This is a genomic window from Synechococcus sp. BIOS-U3-1, from assembly GCF_014279975.1.
Taxonomy (GTDB): Bacteria; Cyanobacteriota; Cyanobacteriia; order PCC-6307; family Cyanobiaceae; genus Synechococcus_C.
Map to the genome: position 1 here is coordinate 378,438 of NZ_CP047936.1, position 17,628 is coordinate 396,065.

General features: G+C 57.9%; 15 protein-coding genes and 1 tRNA gene. 7 read left to right on the plus strand and 9 right to left on the minus strand.

Going from position 1 to position 17,628, the window contains the following annotated elements:
* Positions 1 to 2 precede the first annotated feature (2 nt).
* On the minus strand, positions 3 to 548 hold the full coding sequence (locus SynBIOSU31_RS01735; protein WP_186491614.1) for a thioredoxin domain-containing protein: 546 nt from the start codon (positions 546 to 548) through the stop codon (positions 3 to 5).
* Between the two features lie 120 nt (positions 549 to 668).
* Between SynBIOSU31_RS01735 and SynBIOSU31_RS01740 the strand changes: the two genes are divergently transcribed.
* A complete protein-coding gene (locus SynBIOSU31_RS01740) occupies positions 669 to 1,178 on the plus strand; it encodes a hypothetical protein (RefSeq protein ID WP_186492776.1) in 510 nt (169 codons plus the stop codon).
* Here SynBIOSU31_RS01740 and SynBIOSU31_RS01745 read toward each other — a convergent pair.
* On the minus strand, positions 1,140 to 3,221 hold the full coding sequence (locus SynBIOSU31_RS01745; protein WP_186491622.1) for a lytic transglycosylase domain-containing protein: 2,082 nt from the start codon (positions 3,219 to 3,221) through the stop codon (positions 1,140 to 1,142). The two genes, SynBIOSU31_RS01740 and SynBIOSU31_RS01745, sit on opposite strands and share 39 nt — an antisense overlap.
* 25 nt (positions 3,222 to 3,246) lie before the next feature.
* Between SynBIOSU31_RS01745 and SynBIOSU31_RS01750 the strand changes: the two genes are divergently transcribed.
* Both SynBIOSU31_RS01750 and glmM read left to right on the plus strand, forming a co-directional pair.
* Positions 3,247 to 3,450 (plus strand): hypothetical protein, encoded by a 204-nt coding sequence (locus tag SynBIOSU31_RS01750; RefSeq protein WP_186491624.1) that lies wholly within the window; start codon positions 3,247 to 3,249, stop codon positions 3,448 to 3,450.
* A gap of 86 nt (positions 3,451 to 3,536) precedes the next feature.
* Positions 3,537 to 4,925, plus strand: a complete 1,389-nt coding sequence (glmM, locus tag SynBIOSU31_RS01755) for a phosphoglucosamine mutase (RefSeq protein ID WP_186491625.1) — start codon at positions 3,537 to 3,539, stop codon at positions 4,923 to 4,925.
* Here glmM and SynBIOSU31_RS01760 read toward each other — a convergent pair.
* Genes SynBIOSU31_RS01760 through SynBIOSU31_RS01775 form a run of 4 tightly spaced genes read right to left on the minus strand, consistent with a single transcriptional unit; the run spans position 4,912 to position 9,201 of the window.
* Positions 4,912 to 5,895 (minus strand): BadF/BadG/BcrA/BcrD ATPase family protein, encoded by a 984-nt coding sequence (locus SynBIOSU31_RS01760; protein ID WP_186491627.1) that lies wholly within the window; start codon positions 5,893 to 5,895, stop codon positions 4,912 to 4,914. The genes glmM and SynBIOSU31_RS01760 overlap by 14 nt on opposite strands.
* Positions 5,892 to 7,190 (minus strand): IctB family putative bicarbonate transporter, encoded by a 1,299-nt coding sequence (locus tag SynBIOSU31_RS01765; RefSeq protein ID WP_186491629.1) that lies wholly within the window; start codon positions 7,188 to 7,190, stop codon positions 5,892 to 5,894. Before SynBIOSU31_RS01765 ends, SynBIOSU31_RS01760 begins: the two co-directional genes overlap by 4 nt.
* On the minus strand, positions 7,190 to 7,897 hold the full coding sequence (gene trmB / locus SynBIOSU31_RS01770; RefSeq protein ID WP_186491631.1) for a tRNA (guanosine(46)-N7)-methyltransferase TrmB: 708 nt from the start codon (positions 7,895 to 7,897) through the stop codon (positions 7,190 to 7,192). Before trmB ends, SynBIOSU31_RS01765 begins: the two co-directional genes overlap by 1 nt.
* Positions 7,897 to 9,201 (minus strand): FIST signal transduction protein, encoded by a 1,305-nt coding sequence (locus tag SynBIOSU31_RS01775; RefSeq protein ID WP_186491632.1) that lies wholly within the window; start codon positions 9,199 to 9,201, stop codon positions 7,897 to 7,899. The genes trmB and SynBIOSU31_RS01775 overlap by 1 nt, the downstream gene beginning before the upstream one ends.
* A 70-nt stretch (positions 9,202 to 9,271) precedes the next feature.
* Here SynBIOSU31_RS01775 and SynBIOSU31_RS01780 point away from each other — a divergent pair, with 70 nt between their 5' ends.
* Positions 9,272 to 9,883, plus strand: coding sequence for a DUF3177 family protein (locus SynBIOSU31_RS01780; RefSeq protein ID WP_186491634.1), 612 nt, complete (start codon positions 9,272 to 9,274; stop codon positions 9,881 to 9,883).
* A 2-nt stretch (positions 9,884 to 9,885) separates the two neighbouring features.
* Positions 9,886 to 10,182: a DUF7734 family protein gene (locus tag SynBIOSU31_RS01785; RefSeq protein WP_186491636.1), complete on the plus strand. Its 297-nt coding sequence runs from the start codon at positions 9,886 to 9,888 to the stop codon at positions 10,180 to 10,182.
* Positions 10,183 to 10,213: 31 nt separating this feature from the next.
* Here the strand turns inward: SynBIOSU31_RS01785 and SynBIOSU31_RS01790 are convergent, their stop codons facing one another.
* From SynBIOSU31_RS01790 to SynBIOSU31_RS01800, 3 genes are all read right to left on the minus strand, one after another.
* Positions 10,214 to 12,781 carry a tyrosinase family protein gene (locus tag SynBIOSU31_RS01790; RefSeq protein WP_186491638.1) on the minus strand — a complete coding sequence of 856 codons (2,568 nt, stop codon included), beginning with the start codon at positions 12,779 to 12,781 and terminating at the stop codon, positions 10,214 to 10,216.
* 159 nt (positions 12,782 to 12,940) lie between these two features.
* Positions 12,941 to 15,850 (minus strand): isoleucine--tRNA ligase, encoded by a 2,910-nt coding sequence (gene ileS, locus SynBIOSU31_RS01795; RefSeq protein ID WP_186491640.1) that lies wholly within the window; start codon positions 15,848 to 15,850, stop codon positions 12,941 to 12,943.
* A 22-nt stretch (positions 15,851 to 15,872) separates the two neighbouring features.
* Positions 15,873 to 16,409, minus strand: a complete 537-nt coding sequence (locus SynBIOSU31_RS01800) for a Ycf66 family protein (protein ID WP_186491641.1) — start codon at positions 16,407 to 16,409, stop codon at positions 15,873 to 15,875.
* Between the two features lie 54 nt (positions 16,410 to 16,463).
* Between SynBIOSU31_RS01800 and SynBIOSU31_RS01805 the strand changes: the two genes are divergently transcribed.
* A tRNA-Leu gene (locus SynBIOSU31_RS01805) sits at positions 16,464 to 16,545 on the plus strand.
* Positions 16,546 to 16,599: 54 nt separating this feature from the next.
* The gene (crtR, locus tag SynBIOSU31_RS01810; protein ID WP_186491642.1) at positions 16,600 to 17,628 is read left to right on the plus strand and encodes a beta-carotene hydroxylase; all 1,029 of its coding nucleotides are present in this window, start codon (positions 16,600 to 16,602) and stop codon (positions 17,626 to 17,628) included.

Consider the following 17,628-nt stretch of genomic DNA (forward strand, 5'->3'; position numbering starts at 1 on the left):
ATTTAGGCGTGGCTTCGTGGACCGGTGGAGTCCGCAGTGGTGCTCTCAGGGAGAGGACTCGTGCTGCCTACGCCAGCCAGAGCTGGGAGTGGGCTGCCGTGCATCAAGGCGTTTGCGATCGAATCCAGCTCGGTTTCACTGCGTGCTCCAAGCGACCGACCACGCATTGTGCCGTCTGCCGAGAACAGGTTCAGCTGGGGAATTCCAGTGACGTCGTAGCGATCGGTCAGATCAAGCCAGCGCGGATTGTCGATGTTGACCAAAACCACATCCAGATCGGCATTGTGACGTTGTTCAACCTCCAGCATCGCTGGAGCCATTTCACGGCAGACCTCACACCAGTCGGCATAGAACTCGAGGATCGTGGGCCGACCGTTACTGAGCGCTACTTCTGGGGCAAGCGAACGTCTGGCGAGCTGATCCAGGGGCGATTCAATGGAACCGCCGTTGCGCACCAAGAAAAGGCTGACAGCCAAGACCAGCGCTGAGATCAGCAGTAAAACTTTCTGCAATGTGGTGAGGCTGGAGTTTGAAGCGCTGTCGGTCATCTCGGACTGACATCAATGGCACCACTCTGACAGGACAAACCGCTTGCTGTTGCTAGCGTCTGACCGCAGATGTTCGCGTCGTTGATGACGCTTGTCCGCCGCGAATCTGCCTCCAAGCCGATGCCCGTCTTGCGTTTTCTCCTGTTACCGCTTCGGGCTCCGCTGCTGATCGTTCTGTTTGTGGTGTCGCTGTTCCTCGGCCATCACTGGGCGATCCAGGAGGCCTGGCTGGCTGAGGCCCACTCGATTTCGGTCAGCACGTTCTGGGCACTCGAGATGATCCAAGCCGTGGTGGTGGTGGTGATCTGCACCATGCCCGATCTGCTGTTACGTCAGCTTTCCATGCTGATGGCGTCGAGTCGTGTCCTCAGTTTGATGGTCACGCTCACGCTGTTGATCACAGTTGGCCTCTACGTGCTGAGTTTGAGTCTGTTGTCGGATGTGTTGATCCTGGGGTCCGCCACCCTGCTGGCGCGCCTTGACCTCAGTCGCATCAAAGTGGTTCCCCCTCCGCAGCTGATGGCGTTTTGGCTTGCAGTCATCGTGATGACCGGTATCTGGATCGGGCATGATCTGCCCAACCTTCCGGGTTCAATCAGTGCAGCGATCCGTGCCGCCATCGTGACCTGAATTGTTGTTCAGATAGGCCCAGAGATTACCCAATACTTTTTTGGTGTAGAGACGAGTTTCAGGGTAAGGAATGCGTTCGACCCACAGCTCAGGATCCTCGTCAAGTTCAGCGCTCACCCATGATTCTGCTGCTCCAGGCCCCGCGTTGTAGCTGGCCACTGTCAGCCAAGGATTGCCTTGCCAACGGTTGAGAAGACCTTCTAGATAGCGGGCCCCTAGAGTGGCGTTGCGCTGAGGTTCGCGCAGCTCATCGCCACTGAGCTTTGCTCCCGCTACTTCAGCGGCAGTGGTCGGCATGAGCTGCAACAGCCCTACGGCTCCAACGGGTGAAGCCACGCCTGGTGAGAACCGAGATTCCTGGCGTGCAACAGCCAGAAGCAGCTCCAATCGCACCTTTTCCTGCTCTGAAGCCGCCACGAACAGAGGCAATAATGGTTTGGGGTGAAGGCTTTTGTGCAGTAGTTGGCGTGTGTTGCAGGTCGGTGACACCAGGCGCAGACTTGCTCTCCACAGACGGCTGAGCCCGGTCCAGTAATCATTCATCCCCAGCCGGAGCCGCCCTTCCAGGAGGAGTTGTTGCGGGGATGGATCCGCCTGTCTTGCGTCGCTGCGCCAGGTCTCCCAAGCTTCCTGATTCAGTCCTAGGCGCCAGAGCTGGTCAATCAACGCACTGCCGCTGTTGAGAGGGGTCCATGTGAGGGCGGAGTTCGGCCGGACCGTTTCTGTGGCATTGATGATCTCGTCGCCTGAGAGAACCGGCAACTGTCCAGATCCAAGCCTGGCCTGAGCTCTCCAGGTGTAGTAGCTGGGTGGTTGTTCACGGATCAATGTCTGCCAAATCCGTCTCGCTTCCTTGTCGTCTCCGAGTTTGTCCATGCTCATCCCCAGCCAGAACTGCTGGCGCGCACGCAGGGGGTCAGGCAATTGTTCGGTTGGGATCGCAGCGAACCATGTCCTCGCCAATTCCCATTGACCTGAGAGGAGCGCCTCACGAGCCAGGTCCCATTGCAGTTGCCAGCTGGCTGGATGGCCTGGCCAGCCTTGCAGTACGACCAACCCTCCTTCGCCCCCTGCCAGACGGACCCGCGCTGCGGCCACATCGGCGGAACGCTTCTGGAGAGATTCAGGCAAAGCGTCGATGAGAGCCCGTTTCGGACGCAAGGGCTCGCTCAGCAGCGCGGCAGACTCAAGGGCCTCCTTGCTATCCGGATCATCCTTGGCCAGCTGCACCAACATCGCTTCACCGCGTTGCTGTTGATCCTTGTTGGCTCGAAGCAGTGTTCGCCCGATTGCCAGGGCTTTTGATGGTGCCAGAGGAGTTCCCTGCAGGCAAAGTTCAGCGGATCGTCCATCCCCGAGCTCAGCCAGGGATGCAGCCAGCTGCAGACGCTGCTGCTGCTGCAGTCCTTGGCCTGTGATTGCGCCACAGGCCTGGCGAAGCAGACGCTCCGCTCCAGGCCAGGTGGCTCCCCAGCGGGCCAGATGTATGGCGCTCGCTTGGACTAAGGCCTGCTCGGCATCATCCGGGATTTCAGCTGCGGCCGCTAGGGCAGCGGGATGGGCGGGTTGAAGGCTGAGCAGCTCCTCTCTCAGTTGCGGCTGGCGATCAGCAAGGTGATAGCGGGCATCGGCACTGGCCACCGAACTGGGAAAACGTTGGAGTAGATCTCGCCAGTGTTGTTGCTCCTCCTGATCGCGGCCCAGTGTCTTTGCCGCCAGGGCTTGTTGTTTCAGGGCCACAGCGGCCATTGGAGCTGGTCCCCAGCCCTGGCCGGTGAGGAGGTGCCTGCGCCTTTGTGGAGAATCGCTGCTGCGGCTGCCCAGCATCAGGGCGGCTTCGCGTCGCTGCTCAGGGTTTGTGGACCAGCGGTAGTGCGTCCAGAGCTGCGCATCACTCAGCTCCGGCGTAATCGGATTGTGCTGGCTGAGCAATAGGGCGCGGCCACCCAGGATCGCCAGAACAGTCAGGAGCGTGGTGCCGCCGAGAAGCAGCGGTCCGCGGGTCTCTGGAGTGTTCAAGCCGTGGCTGAAAACTGCTGGCATTCTGTGCCCAGCAGGATCGAATTGGATGGTTGCTCAGCGGCGGCAACCGCGACCTGGCCAGCGCCAACGCTTGCGCCTGGTTGTGGCTTTAGGGCTGGCTTTTGTGGTTTGGGGCATGCGCTGGCTCTGGCCCTTGCAGTGGCTGCCTGGCTGGGTCGTGCTGCTGGTGGTTTTGTGGGCTCTGCTGGAACTGGCAGCGCTGCTGCTTGTTCCTCAGCGCTGGAACTGATCGGCATCGTGCGGCTGTGGCCCTGTCCCTGGCTCAAGGATCGGTTGTCTCAAGGCTCTTAAGGTTCAATCCACAAATGAGACCTCATGGCCTCTTCTGCTGCCCATCCGCTCGGTTCACTCCAGTCTCCCGAGGTCAGTTTTGGGACGGATGGCCTGCGGGGTCGTGTCGGTACGGCGATCACGCCCGCTCTGGCTTTGCAGGTGGGCTTCTGGTGTGGACGCGTTCTGCCATCGAATGGCCCCGTTCTGATCGGGATGGATTCCCGCTGTAGTGGTTCGATGGTTGTGGCAGCTCTGACTGCAGGCCTCACAGCTGCAGGTCGTGAGGTCTGGACGCTTGGTCTCTGCCCAACGCCAGCTGTTCCAGGCTTAATCCGCCGCTTTCAGGCGTCGGGTGGGCTGATGGTTTCGGCAAGTCACAACCCGCCTGAAGACAATGGCATCAAGGTGTTCGGGCCAGACGGCAGCAAGTTGGGTGCCGCGTTGCAACGCCGCATTGAATCCGGTCTGCGTGGAGAGGTGGACTCTGCTGGGTCGATGAGTGCCTGTGGCACTGCAAGCCACCGCGCTGAATTGCTGGAGCACTATCGAGACAGTCTGTTGAGCAGCGTTCAGCATCACCGGCTTGATGGCGTATCGATTGTGCTCGATCTGTGCTGGGGCTCAGCAACAGCCTGTGGTGCAGAGGTCTTCCGCTCACTTGGTGCCGACCTCACAGTGCTGCATGGCGTTGCCGACGGCGAACGCATCAATGTGGGCTGTGGATCCACCCATCTCGGACCGCTGCGTGAGGCAGTGATTGAACGCGGTGCGGCGATGGGTTTTGCTTTCGATGGTGATGCCGATCGGATGCTCGCTGTGGATGGTCGTGGTCGCGTGGTTGATGGTGACCACGTGCTTTATCTCTGGGGATCTGTGCTTCAGGACAGGGGTGCTCTGCCTGATCAGCGCCTGGTGGCCACGGTGATGTCCAATCTCGGATTTGAGCGGGCTTGGCAGGCAAGAGGTGGTCAGCTGGAGCGGACTCCGGTGGGTGACCAGCATGTGCACGCGGCCATGGTGAGCAGTGGTGCAGCCCTAGGGGGGGAACAGTCCGGTCACATCCTGTCCTCAGCCCATGGACTGGCCGGTGATGGAGTTTTGACTGCGCTTCAGCTCGCCACCCTTTGCAACGGCCAGCAGATGACACTCTCGGACTGGCTTGACCGCAGTTTCCAGGCCTATCCCCAGAAGCTTGTGAATGTACGGGTCACAGACCTCGCCCGTCGCAAGGGTTGGGCCGACTGCGCTCCTCTTCGAGATCTGGTTGACGAAGCAGAGCGTTCAATGGCCGAAGACGGCAGGGTGCTGGTGCGCGCAAGCGGTACCGAGCCTCTCTTGCGGGTGATGGTAGAAGCCGCCGAAGCGGATGTAGTGGAGCTCTGGACTGCTCGCCTTGCTGAGGCGGCAGATCGCCATCTCAATGCGGCCTGAAGGAGGAACGTTCCAGGGCGTAGGCCAGCGCGCCATCACAGGCATCCCCCGACGCTGATTGCCAGTTGCTCTTGGGCAGCAGTTGGAACATTTCCTTGTTGACGAGCTGGCGGAACTCCAATAAATGCTCCAGTGCCCCCCCGCGTGCGCTCAGTGATGGGTTGTCCAGATCGAGTGCTTTCGCAGTGGCGGTTGCTGCCTCAGCGAGCGCGGAGGCAGACCTCTTCAGGATTGCCCGAGCAGCGGCATCTCCTTGTGCGGCTGCGTCGTCGACCAGGGGCGCCAGCTTCGCTTGGTCGGCTACGCCGTGGTCCGGGCTGACCACGAGCGCTTTGAGGTCGGCAGCGCTGCGACAGCTCAGCGCCTCCCAGAGTCGTTGGCGCAGGGCCCCATCTGGAGCACGGCCATCGGCCATCTTCACGCTCAGTTGAAGTGCCTGATGGCCAATATCGAAGGCAGATCCTGCGCCATCCAGACGCCAGCCCCAACCACCGCAGCGATGTTCGCGGCCATTGACGTCTCGGCCAACCACGATCATTCCGGTGCCGCTGATCAGCACGATTCCCGCCTGCTCGGGGAATGCGCCTCGCAAGGCGGTGCGTTCGTCGCCGGTTGCCAGACAGCGCGTTTCCGGCAGCCGCAGTTCTGCAGCGAGCAGCGCTCTACCCCTCGCCTGCAGGGGCGTCTCAGCCTCGATGCCGCTGGCTCCGATGGCCGCAGCATGGATCGGTGCTGTCTCGTTGGAATCCCGACCCAATTGCTGCGTCCAGTCGAGTCGGGCTCTGTTGAGACTGGAGCGGATGGCAACTCGAAAGCGCTCTTCTCCATCAGCGGCATCCAGATGGCTGACTCCAGGTCCTGAACCGTCTCCGATTGGTCGTAGCTGGCCGTCCTCCCAGACACTCAGCCGGCAGCGGCATTGGGTCTGTCCGGCATCAAATCCAGCCAGGATGGGGGCTTGACTGTTCAAGGTTTGCGGAGCAACTGACTCAGGGTGGCGAGGCAGAACCAGCCGCTGATCTGCACCTCAGGGCGGAAGAAGATCGTATCGGCGGCACCCTGGATCAGCAGTCCGGCGATGGCCGCCAGGCAGCCCAGGCAGGGGAGAGCCAGGTCTGAGTCTGCAGTTAGTGCACGCCAGCCGTTGCGAAGGCTGGCAACCGCGAGACCCACGCAGGCGAGCAGCCCAGGGATGCCTGTCTCTACGAGGATTTCAAGGGGTACTGAATAGGCGCTGAGGGCATTGAATTTCGGTTGCTGGTAGAGGGGGTAAATGCTGTTGAAGGCTGCGTTGCCTGGGCCGATGCCTAGCCAGGGACGGTCCTGGATCATGTCGATCGCAGCCAGCCAAACGTTGATGCGGAAATTGTTGGAACTGTCGCCTCTGCCTGCCAGCAGGCTTGCGACTCTGGTGCGGATTGGTTCCACCTGAGTGGCAGCAAGGGCTAGCACCATGCCAGTGACAACCAGTAGGGCCAGAGGAAGAAATCGTCTCCAGAACGCAGGCCAGTGGCGGATGTAGCGAAGCAGCAGCAGTAGCAGCAGAGCACCAAGTGAGGCCACCATCCCGAGCCAGCCTCCTCGGCTGTAACTGAACAGTGTTGAAGCACAGCCCAGGATCAGTGCCGTGGCTGCGTAGAGCCTCGATCCCAAGCCACGCCAGCGGATGATCGCCACCATGGCGATGGGCAGGATTGGAACCAGGTACCCCGCTAGGAGATTGGGATTGCCCAGTGGCCCATAGATACGGATGGTGCCCTCCGCCACCGAGTTGGGATCGGCCCAGCGAGCCAGCTCCTCCGTGGGGGCATACAGCTGGCGTAATGCCAGCAAGCTGCTCAGCAGAGATCCGCCCAGCAAGCCCGCCACCAGACGGTCCCACCATTCAGGCCTGACACTCAGCAGCTGGCGCATCAGGGCATAGACCCCGAGGTAGCTGATCAATTTCAGGAGCCCTTTGGCGGCAGCGCTCGGTACCGGTGAAAGGCCTGTGGCCAGCACTGCCAGAGCCAGGAACAGCAGCAGCCAGCCAGTCACCGAGCCGATGCGAGCGGGAGTCCGGGTGAGTGACCAGAGCACCCAGAGGGCTCCGCAGGCCAGCACAATGAGGCCAAGGCCAGCGCGAGTGAGCACTGGAAGTCCGGCCATCAGCAGAATCAGAACGATCCCTGCCAGCTCGCTCAGGCGCTTTTGCTGTGCCGCTGAACTTGGAAGGAGTCCTTGCCAGCGCAGCAACCAAGGGGTCGGGGCCGAAGCCTCAGCCATCAGTGATTGAGAGGAACATCATCGGGATTATCGACCCGTTGCCAGGCCATCTCTAGTTCTTCCAGCTTCGGCAGTGGCTGTTTGTTGCGGCGGTAAAGCACCCTGTAGGCGGGTAGGTCCCGCTCCTGCACATAGCGTTCGCGTTCCGTCGGCACCGGCAGGGGGTTGTCGGCTCGCCAGGGAAGGCTGTCTTCGGCGGGGCGGTCGAAGCAACCGCACAGTTCCACCAGTGTGACCATCGGTTCTACAACCTCCAGCACATCGCTTTGCAGAAACAGTTCGCGACTGGGACTGAGAGCCGCAGCGATTGCCAGTAGCAGCGAGGGCTGCATCACCCGGCGTTTGCGGTGGCGACGCTTGAACCAGGGATCCGGAAACTGGATGCTCACCAGTTGCAACTGATCCGTTGGCAGCCTTGCAAGCCAGCCCTCCAGGCTGATGTTGGCATTGCAGAAGAGGTAGTGGAGATTGTGACGTTCGAGTCTGTCTCGGTCACGCTGGGCTGCCAGCACAAGCGGACGCCTGATTTCCACACCCAGATGATTCCAGTCTGGTTTCAGTGTTGACAGCTCCAGCAAACAGACGCCACGGGCGCAGCCGATATCCAGATGAATGGGGCGATTTGCTGTGTCAAAGAGCTGATCGGGACAGGGCAGCTCCAGAGGCAGCTGGAAAAAGCGGCTCAGGGGATTGACGTGCTGCCGCATCAGGACCTTGTGGAATCCTTTGGAGGATCGCAGCGCAGTAGACCCCAGCAGGCGGTGTAGCCATGAAGATGAGTGGAACCTCCGAGGGGGCCGATCTCGCCGTTGCAGAAGCTGCCGGCAACTGGAAGTTGTGGAAAGACATCGCGAGCAATGCTGATATCGCCATTGGGGCTGCCGAACAAGCCGTTGCCTCGGCCCAAGCAGGCGAACAAGATTCCCATGAGCGGTGCGGCATCGCTGCCTTGATCGTGCCTGGTTTGTAACAGCTGGCGGGCTTCCAGTCTTGAGGCCTGCGCTTCACGCAGCTGAAATTGGACGTTTTGTCCGGCACGGACGCGATCGGCGACTGCAACCGCGCCGTTGCGGGGATCGACGCCGATCAGGTTGCGGACCAGAAAGGCTCTTTCGGGTCGATTGCCTGATGTGCCCCCCTGATTGAGTCCGGCCAGCATGGCGTCGGCAACCAACTCCTCCCGTTCCACACCCAGGAAGAGTGAGTGCTGCACCAATTCTCTGTCTTCGGCGCTGAGATCGGCGAGGACGCGCTGTAGGCAGGCCACAGGACTGGCGCGATGGTCGCCGTCACTCAGTTCGAGCAGAACGTTGCGTTGAGCCTGTTCAATGGCGAACACCGGACCGATCGGTCGACATCCCTGGGCGACCACTGGATCCAAGCTCCAGCGTCCACCAATGGTGAGTCCTACTGCTCCTCCGACGACCTGATCTCCATAGAGCAAGGAGCCATGAGCCGCATTGTGAGCAACAGCGATTCCTCCGACTTTGGCGATGCCCGGGTAGGCGTAATCCAGTCCGCTCACAAGATCGGTGATGGCATTGCAGCCTGGATCGAGCAGCAGCAGCATCGAGCGGCTGTGCACAGGATTCACCCCCACCCAGTCCTGCCAGTTCTTGGCGGCTCCATCAAGATCGGGCAAATGGGTGCTGTCGAGACTGAAACTGCTCAGTTCAGCCCCTGGAAGATTGAGCAGACTGATGCTGAGAGCTGGCGTGCGCTCCACTTCATGGGCTTCGCCTGAGCTCGTGGTGCCAACGACACCACCGCCAAGACAACCCAGCCAGTGTTTGGCGTTCAGGCGTTTTTGCAGCAGTGGTAAGAGGCGGGTCAAATCGCTCGCGAAGTGACTGGAAATGAACACCAGAGCCAGATCTGCCTCATTTGAGCCCAGAACACTGGTCACTTCCCTTGCAGCGTCCTCAAGAGAAGGCTGGCTGGAGAGGGCATGTCGGCATTGGCCCTGCAGCCCGCGGCTCCGGAACCAGTCGAGAGGATTGAACGGAACCATGAATTGGACCTTACCAATCCTGTCGACCTGCTGGATGACCGTGATAATGACTTTCTGATGTCCCTGGCCGGTGTCCGATCTCACAACACGCACCCTGGTGTGGCTGACTTATCGCCTAGGGGCGACGATCGCTCTCGGAATTCCGCTTGTGCTTCTGATTTGGTCGGTGTTGCGACGTGACCCCGCTTTGGTCAGGTTGCTAGGGATTTACTGGAAAGTGGCGAGTCTGCTTGCCATCAGCGTGTTGCTGCTGACTGATCAAAGGCCGATCGGCTATCTGACGGCTTTTCTCGCACCTCTCCTGATGGCGGCCTCTCTGTGGTTCTGGGTTGACCTCAATGAGGAGCTGGCTGATAGCCCTCCGGGTCGTGCGCTGCCGTTCACAGTGCGGGTCTGGCGATGGGCTCTCACGCTGTTCGCTCTGTTTGCTGCCGTCATGTCCGGTTCTGCACTGGGCTGCACCCGTCAGCTTGGGACCGATGCATGTCGGGTGTGGCTGGAGGCCCCCCAGGGGCTGCATCGAGTCGCTGAATCGGTATTCGACTTTGTATTCGGCGGTGAGTGGACCATGGCCGTGGCGGCCTTCATCGGATATGTAGCGCTGGTGGCTTACGGCGTGGGTCTGCTGCAGTGGGCTCTTGTTCGTCTTCCCAAACAGGGAAGGGTCGCTGGGGATTTCTGATCATGGAGTCCATCGTTCTGGTTCAAGAGCTGGAAGAACGCACGCGTCTGAGTCCTGATCGGGTGGTGAGATTGCACGGGTTTGTCCTGGATGAGCCATTTGAACTCTTGATCTTTCGTGGCTTCAGCAGCAGTACGACGCATCCAACAGCCTTCGATCCAGATACCTCGGTGCTCCCCGAGGGCATCCGTCTGGATTGGGCGGAACTGCTTCAGGGTCCATTGAACGCATCTCAGGAGATTGTGCTGGCAGGTCCCATGCAGCCTGATGGATTGTTGAGTCCGTCGCACTGGGTGTGATACGAGCGGGCGGATGGAAGTTGAGTTGCGATCAAACTGCCGCCACGGAGGGCTCCGCTGAGCTGAAGTTAAAGCTGATCAAGAGGTCGTCATAATCGGCATCTCCGCCTCCAAAAATATCTTCCAATCCCAATAGATTTTTACCGAGTTGGTAGAAATGGCTGATGCCGTCTTTATTGGCGTCGGCAAATCCGAAAAATGTTTGTCCATTGACGATTGCATATGGTGCTAGATAGCCAGTCTCGCCATTGAAGGTGGCGGTTTTGATCGAAGCTTCGTCTGAGTCAGTCGTCAGACCAGTCAATGAATCGAAAATATTGTTATCTCGCAGGGCTTCTTTCGCATAGTCCTCATCACCTGGAGACAGCAGTCTGCCGTTTTTCGCTTCGACGGTTCCGGTCAAGTCAAGAACGCTGAAGAACCCAACAGTGGGTGCATAGTCTGCATCGCGACCAATGACGATGTCAGCTGTCATTGACTCATCCGAGCCCAGAGCGCTGAAATTAAATACGGGTGAGTTGGCATTGCTGTCGAGCCAGTTTTTTGCTGACAATTCTTGTGCGTCGCCCAGTGCAAGTCCAGCTCTCTGGCCGAAATCCAAATAGTTGGTAATGGCTTCATATGGTGATGCGCTGATGCCGTCGTTAATCAATTCCGGATTGGTTGTGAGATAACGCATTCCCACGGCTGCGGCCCTGAAGTTCACAAACGGCGTGATCTCGCCTGTTGTGCGGTTCGTATTGAAAAATGCTTCTGGGTCACTAAGCGCCACTGAGTCGGAGAGGAGATTTGGGTTGCCGGCGAGATAGGCCGCGTCGTCGAATGTGCCGCCGTTGGAATTGATTGTTTTGAGGTTTTGATTGATCGTGGTAGTGAGTTGACTTAACGTTAAGTCATTTGCTGTAGAGCTAATAATAATTCCTGGTTGTTCGCCTCCATAAGTAGATAAATAGTTGTTGAGTTGCTCCCTGGCCGCGCCGCCCCTCTCGGTTAATTTCTGATTGATAGCTGCTGCGATATCAAAAGAGATGCTTGCGTCCATGCGCATTTCCGATCCCCCTCCCATTGGGAATGAGCTGATGGTTAAGGAGGGTAGGAAGTCGAATTGATCTATTTTCTCCTGACTCGTGAGTTGGCTGATCTGCTCGGCTCCGCCAATAATAATCTTGATTGGTGCTGAGCTATTCATTTTAATCTTGTAATCCAGGTCGATTTCGATGGATATTGGGTTGATTTTTTTTGTAGTATCTGAAAGGTCTCGAATCTGATCAATGCTCAGTGGCAGGTTTGTTGTGATCGCTTGAGTGAGTAATTTGTTGTCTTCCAGGGTTGTCAGCGAAATGTTGTTGAGGTTTTTTTGGCTTGCTATTGGGCGGTATGAGGGTAATTCCAGTAAAAGGGTGGCTGGATTGGGACCTTTTTCTGTGAATTCATCCAGTTGGTCGTAGGTGTAGTTGGGGCTGTAAAGACTGCTCAGAACTCTGGTTGGATCGGCTCCCCATTGTGAAAAAGTTGTTGAGTCTTCACTTCCACTTGATGACGGCGCAAAAAATTGATAATTCCAGGGATTATTGGTTAATTCGCTTGTGCTCAAGTAGCTTGCTTTATCAGAAAAATTCCAGTCACTTAGCAGTTTATCAATATAGGAGTGATGGATCCAAAAGATTGGATCAAAGGCAGCACCTTCGACGTTATACATAAGCCCAAATGGGAATCCACTCGCATCGGAAGCGCCTAAGGCTTTGGCGGTGTCTTGCAGGGCCAGATTGACATCGTCGTTGCTGATCGATTCCTGGCCGGATGGCGAGGCCAGGGCTGAGTTCTCGAAAAAGTTGTCATAGGCGCCTCCTAGCGCAACGTGCATCGTGCCATGTGGATTTGCATTTAAGAGTTCATTGAAGCTTTTAAAGCTAGTTTGTGCTTGTGCAGTATTCAGACCTGTTTGGATGGAATCAAGAACCGTAATTCCTTCACGAATCAGGATGTTGCTGAGGCTGATTCCTTCATTGATCAGTACGCTGCGACTGGCTTCATGGAGAGGGGATAAGGTGTCGCGAAATGGTTCGGGAATGATGTCTTCCCCCTGCTTGGTGTACTCCCAGTAGGGAAGTGCCCATGTGTCAGCTCCCTGGATTCCTGCGGCTTGCAGGACTGTGCGTGCAACTTCTTCAAAGCTTTGAAGATAAAGACGATGCCAGCTTAAAAAATTAATCCCAGAATCATCCTGCCTTGAGATAACAGCTGGTGAGGTGTTCCCATCATCTTGGCCCCATAAATCCCTAAAGTGAGTGCAATTCATCAGGGCTGTGTTTCCTAGCAGCACGTCGTCTGCGCTTTCGACATAACCATTGGTTGCCGCCCAGGTCGCAAGAGATTGTCTGTCTGGTTCAAAAGTCCCGTGAATTCCGGCCTGATAATTCCAGCCCAGAGGGTCGCCTGCGTTGTCTGCTGACCGTTGCTTCATCAGCCCAACGGCTGTTTCGTAAAGCTTGAGGGCTTGTTGTCCTGCTTCTGTCTTGACGTTATGGCGAACGAAACTGGTGTCAAAGGTCTCCATGCTGGCTTCGGAGAATCGTTCCGCCAGCTGACTGAAAGACATTGTGGAATTATCTGATTTCCCTATCTAGCAGTCGTTTCTTGTGCTGTGAACCTGTTTAAACATGAATTGTTTTCCTTTTTGTTTTGGTGCCTGCGTAGTTATCGATCAGAGGGTTGATATTGCATTGGTTTGCATTAGCAATTTGATGCTTCTGAGGTCTCAGATCCTGGCCAGAACGCCGATGCAGCGCCCACAGAGTGCTGGATGCTGGCTGTGCTGCCCGATATCACCCTCGTAATGCCAGCAGCGTTCGCACTTGATTCCACGGGCTCTGCTGACCTCGATGATCGCGGTGTCGTCCGTCTGGGTGGCCAGGAGTTCGGCCCAGGGCTCTCCCCCTAATTGCAGCTGGGACACCAACAGCCAGTCACGCAGACCATCCGCTTCCGTGTCTCCGTTCTCGTTCAACCAGTAGAGAGCCGCTTGCAGTTCGGGATTTCGGGTTTCGATCCTTACCGCTGCTTCAAGCGATGCCCCGAGTTCCTGTTGGCTTCGGCACTCCTCCAGAACTTTGTTCACAGCAGCACGTAATTCGCGCAACCTCTGAATCGGTTCGCTGAGGGTCGGATCGCGCCAGTCGGTCGGAACGTTCGGCCAGCCGCGGTTGAAAATTGATCTTTCCTCCACCGCGTAGGGGAGGTTTTGCCAGATGTCTTCCGCCATGTGGCAAAGCACCGGAGCGATCATTCCTGCCAGGCGTTCGATGATCAGCGACATCACGGTTTGGCAGCTTCGCCGTCGGCGGTCTGCGGGAGCGCTCACATAGAGCCTGTCCTTAGCGATGTCGAGATAAAAGTTCGACAGGTCGGTCACGCAGAAGTTCTGCAGTAACTGGAAGAAGCGGAAGAACTCGTAGCTCTCGAAGGCTGCTGTGATCTCATCCATCACCTCTGCAGTGCGCTGGAGCATCCAGCGGTCCAGCAACGGCAGCTCCGCCACAGGAACGGCGTCGTCGGTTGGGTTGAAGTCGTGGAGGTTGCCCAGCAGGTAGCGGCTGGTGTTGCGCACCTTGCGGTAGACATCGGCGAGCTGGCGAAGGATGCCAGAACCGATCGGCACATCAGCGGAGTAGTCAACCGAGCTCACCCATAGGCGCAGCACATCAGCGCCGTAGGCAGGCTCCTGCTTCTGGTTCTTGCCGCCCTCGATGATCACCATCGGGTCGACAACGTTGCCCAATGATTTGCTCATCTTGCGACCTTTCTCATCCAGGGCGAAACCGTGGGTGAGTACTCGCTGGTACGGGGCATGACCATTCACGGCAACCGACGTGAGCAGTGAGCTCTGGAACCAGCCGCGATGTTGGTCGGAGCCCTCCAGGTACAGATCGGCGGGATAGCTAAGGCCCTCTTTCTGGCTGGACACTGCGGCCCAGCTGGAGCCGGAGTCGAACCACACATCCATGGTGTCGCTGCCTTTGCGCCACTGCTCAGCCTGATCGGCATAGGCGGGCGGTAGTAGATCAGCTTCGTCCTTTTCCCACCACACATCGGCGCCGTGTTCGGCGATCAGCGCTTCGATATGCGCGAGCGTGTCGGCGTTGAGCAGTACGTCGCCTCCACTGCGGTTGTAGAAGACGGGGATCGGCACACCCCAGGTTCGCTGACGTGAGATGCACCAGTCACCCCGTTCCTTCACCATCGCTTCGATACGGTTTCGACCTGAAGCTGGAGTCCACTCGACTTGATCGATGGCATCGAGGGCCTGCTGGCGGAAGCCGTCGACGGAGGCGAACCACTGTTCGGTTGCACGGAAGATCGTGGGCTTTTTCGTGCGCCAGTCATAGGGGTAGCGGTGTCCGTAGGCCTCCTGCTTCAGCAGTGCCCCTGCCGTCTCGAGTGCTTCGATGATGACTGGGTTGGCGTCCTTCAGGACGTTGAGACCGGCGAAGGGGCCCGCCTCCTGGGTGAGCGTGCCGGCTTCGTCGACAGGACACAGAACAGGCAGGCCGTTTTTCTGGCCTGTATAAAAGTCGTCGACTCCATGGCCTGGGGCCGTGTGCACCAAGCCTGTGCCTGATTCAGTGGTGATGTAGTCACCGCCGATCACAACGGGGCTTGTGCGGTCCAGTAAGGGATGGCGGTATGTCAGTCCAGCGAGCAGCGATCCCTTCACCGTGGCTTTGCGGACGAGTGGTCGTTCGAGCGTTCTGGCAAGGGAGTCGATGAGGTCGGCGGCAACCACAAGCAGCCGCCCCTGGCCATCGTCGACGAGGGCATACTCCAGGCGTTCATTGACGGAGACCGCCAGGTTGGCCGGAATCGTCCAGGGGGTTGTGGTCCAGATCGCCACCTGAAGTGTCTTCCCGAGTGCGTCGGAATTACTTGGCAATGCGATGCCCTCTGTGCTGAGGGCGTCGCGCAGCAGCGCAGGTACTTCAACCGCAGGGAAGGCGACGTAAATGCTGGGGCTGGTGTGGCCATCGGGGTACTCGAGCTCTGCCTCCGCTAGTGCTGTCTGCGAGCTGGGGCTCCAATGAACCGGTTTGAGACCTCTATAGATGTGCCCTTTAAGCACCATCTCGCCGAAGACCTTGATCTGGGCCGCTTCGTAGGTCTTCTGAAGGGTGAGGTAAGGCTCTTGCCAGTCGGCCCAGATGCCCCAGCGCTGAAACCCTTTCATCTGGCTGTCCACCTGCTTGCGGGCGTAGGCAGCGGCTTTTTTGCGCAGTTTGATCGGGGTGAGCGTTTGGCGCTGATCCTGATCCATCGACTGCAGCACTTTCAGTTCGATCGGCAGGCCATGGCAGTCCCAGCCAGGGATATAACGAACCTTGCGTCCTCGCAGGATCTGATATTTGTTGATCACATCCTTGAGAACCTTGTTCAAGGCATGGCCCATATGCAGGGGGCCATTGGCGTAGGGCGGACCGTCGTGCAGTGTGAAGATCGGACCTGAATTGTCCAGGCCCAGCTTCAGGTCAATTCCGTTGTCGGCCCAGAAAGACTGCAGCTCTGGTTCCCGCTGTACGGCATTCGCGCGCATCCCGAAGCTGGTCTGCAGCAGGTTGAGCGTGTCCTTGTAGGAGGGACGTCCTTCGGCGTTGGCGTCGCGCGTCTCCTTGCTCACGGTTGGGCAGCTGCAGACGGAATTATCCGTCCTCGTTGGCCGACTTGGGTGCGGTTGCCTCCTTGGGCTGCTCCAATGCCGTTGAAAGAGCTTCCTCCAAGCTGTCTTGCTGATTGGAGTCCTCCGGCCGAACCCAGCGTTTGCCGCTGCGGCTGCTGCCCTCTTCGCGGTTGTCAGCCGGTGGCTCAGGCTTCAGGCTGCCAACCGCAGATCGAAGATTGGCGAGCAGTGTGGTGACGGACATGCTGAGCTGTTGTGCGCTCGTCGCCCAGCGCTCCTTCGATTGCAGGCGCTGTTGCTCGTCCTGGCTGAGTCGTTGCCAGCGCGATTGGGCCACTTCCGCGCCGAGTCGACTGATCAGCAATGCGCTGCAGATGACGGCGAGCATCGGTGCGCCGCGTAGGCGGTCACTGCTGGTGACCAAAACCAAGCCCAGCAGCAGCACAATGCCTCCCCAGATTCCGTCTCTGGGTCGACTGAGTTCAGTGGCGAGCAATGGTAAAAACAGTACCGCTAGGCCCAGCAGCAGACAAAGGTCTCCAGCGATTGTGGCCAGCATCAAGGCATCCGCATGTCTGAGTGCATTCTGGTTCTCTGCCTAGAGTTGCAACTTGCCCATCTGGCGGAATTGGTAGACGCGCTGGTTTTAGGTACCAGTGGCTTCGGTCGTGGGGGTTCAAGTCCCCCGGTGGGCATCCGTTTCCCTAATTTGGTTTCACTTACTGCGGTTAGCCAATCACCCCTCGTTGATGACACAGGCTTTCGTACAACCTGCAACGCAAGGCGCCGAGACTCGCTTGCGCTCTGTGCCGAGGGAGTTCCTGGCACCGCCTGCAGCGTTGAACCTCACTCTTGGGTTGTTCATTGGTGGTTATGTGCTGGCCGCACTGACCATCTGGGGCTGGTTTTCAGCGGGTTGGCCCCTGCCGGTGCTGTTGGCCACGGGCTTTCTGGCTTTGCACCTGGAAGGCACTGTTATTCATGACGCCTGCCATAAATCAGCACATCCGGTTCCCTGGATTAATCAGGCCATGGGGCATGGCTCAGCACTGTTGCTTGGCTTCAGCTTTCCTGTTTTTACTAGGGTTCATCTCGAGCATCACGCTCATGTGAATGATCCCAAAAATGATCCAGATCACATCGTGAGCACTTTCGGACCTCTTTGGTTAATTGCTCCCAGGTTCTTCTATCACGAGTGGTTTTTCTTCCAGCGCAGGTTGTGGAAGCGCTGGGAATTGATGCAGTGGGGTCTCGAGCGCAGCGTGTTTCTGGTCATCGTGCTTGCTGCGGTCAAATTTCAGTTTCTCCCCTTCATTTTCAACTGCTGGTTTGCTCCAGCTCTAATGGTGGGAGTGACTCTGGGCTTGTTTTTTGATTATTTGCCTCACCGACCTTTTACGTCTCGTAACCGCTGGAAGAACTCAAGGATCTATCCGGGGCGAATGATGAATTGGTTGATCATGGGTCAGAACTATCACTTAATCCATCACCTCTGGCCTTCTATCCCCTGGTTTGATTACAAACCTGCCTATGAGGCCACAAAACCTTTACTTGATTCCAAAGGCTCTCCTCAGCGCTTGGGAATTTTTGAAACGCGCCGCGATGGATACAATTTTCTCTACGACATTCTTGTTGGTGTCCGCAGTCACAAACGCCGTAGGGGAAAAATGCGTCGCGTTGCCAGATTCATGCCTTTGCGGCGATTGCAGCGATCCTGGCTTGGATTTGTCAACCAGATTGCGATCAAAACCGAGCCGAGGCGTTCGTCTACTCGCTGA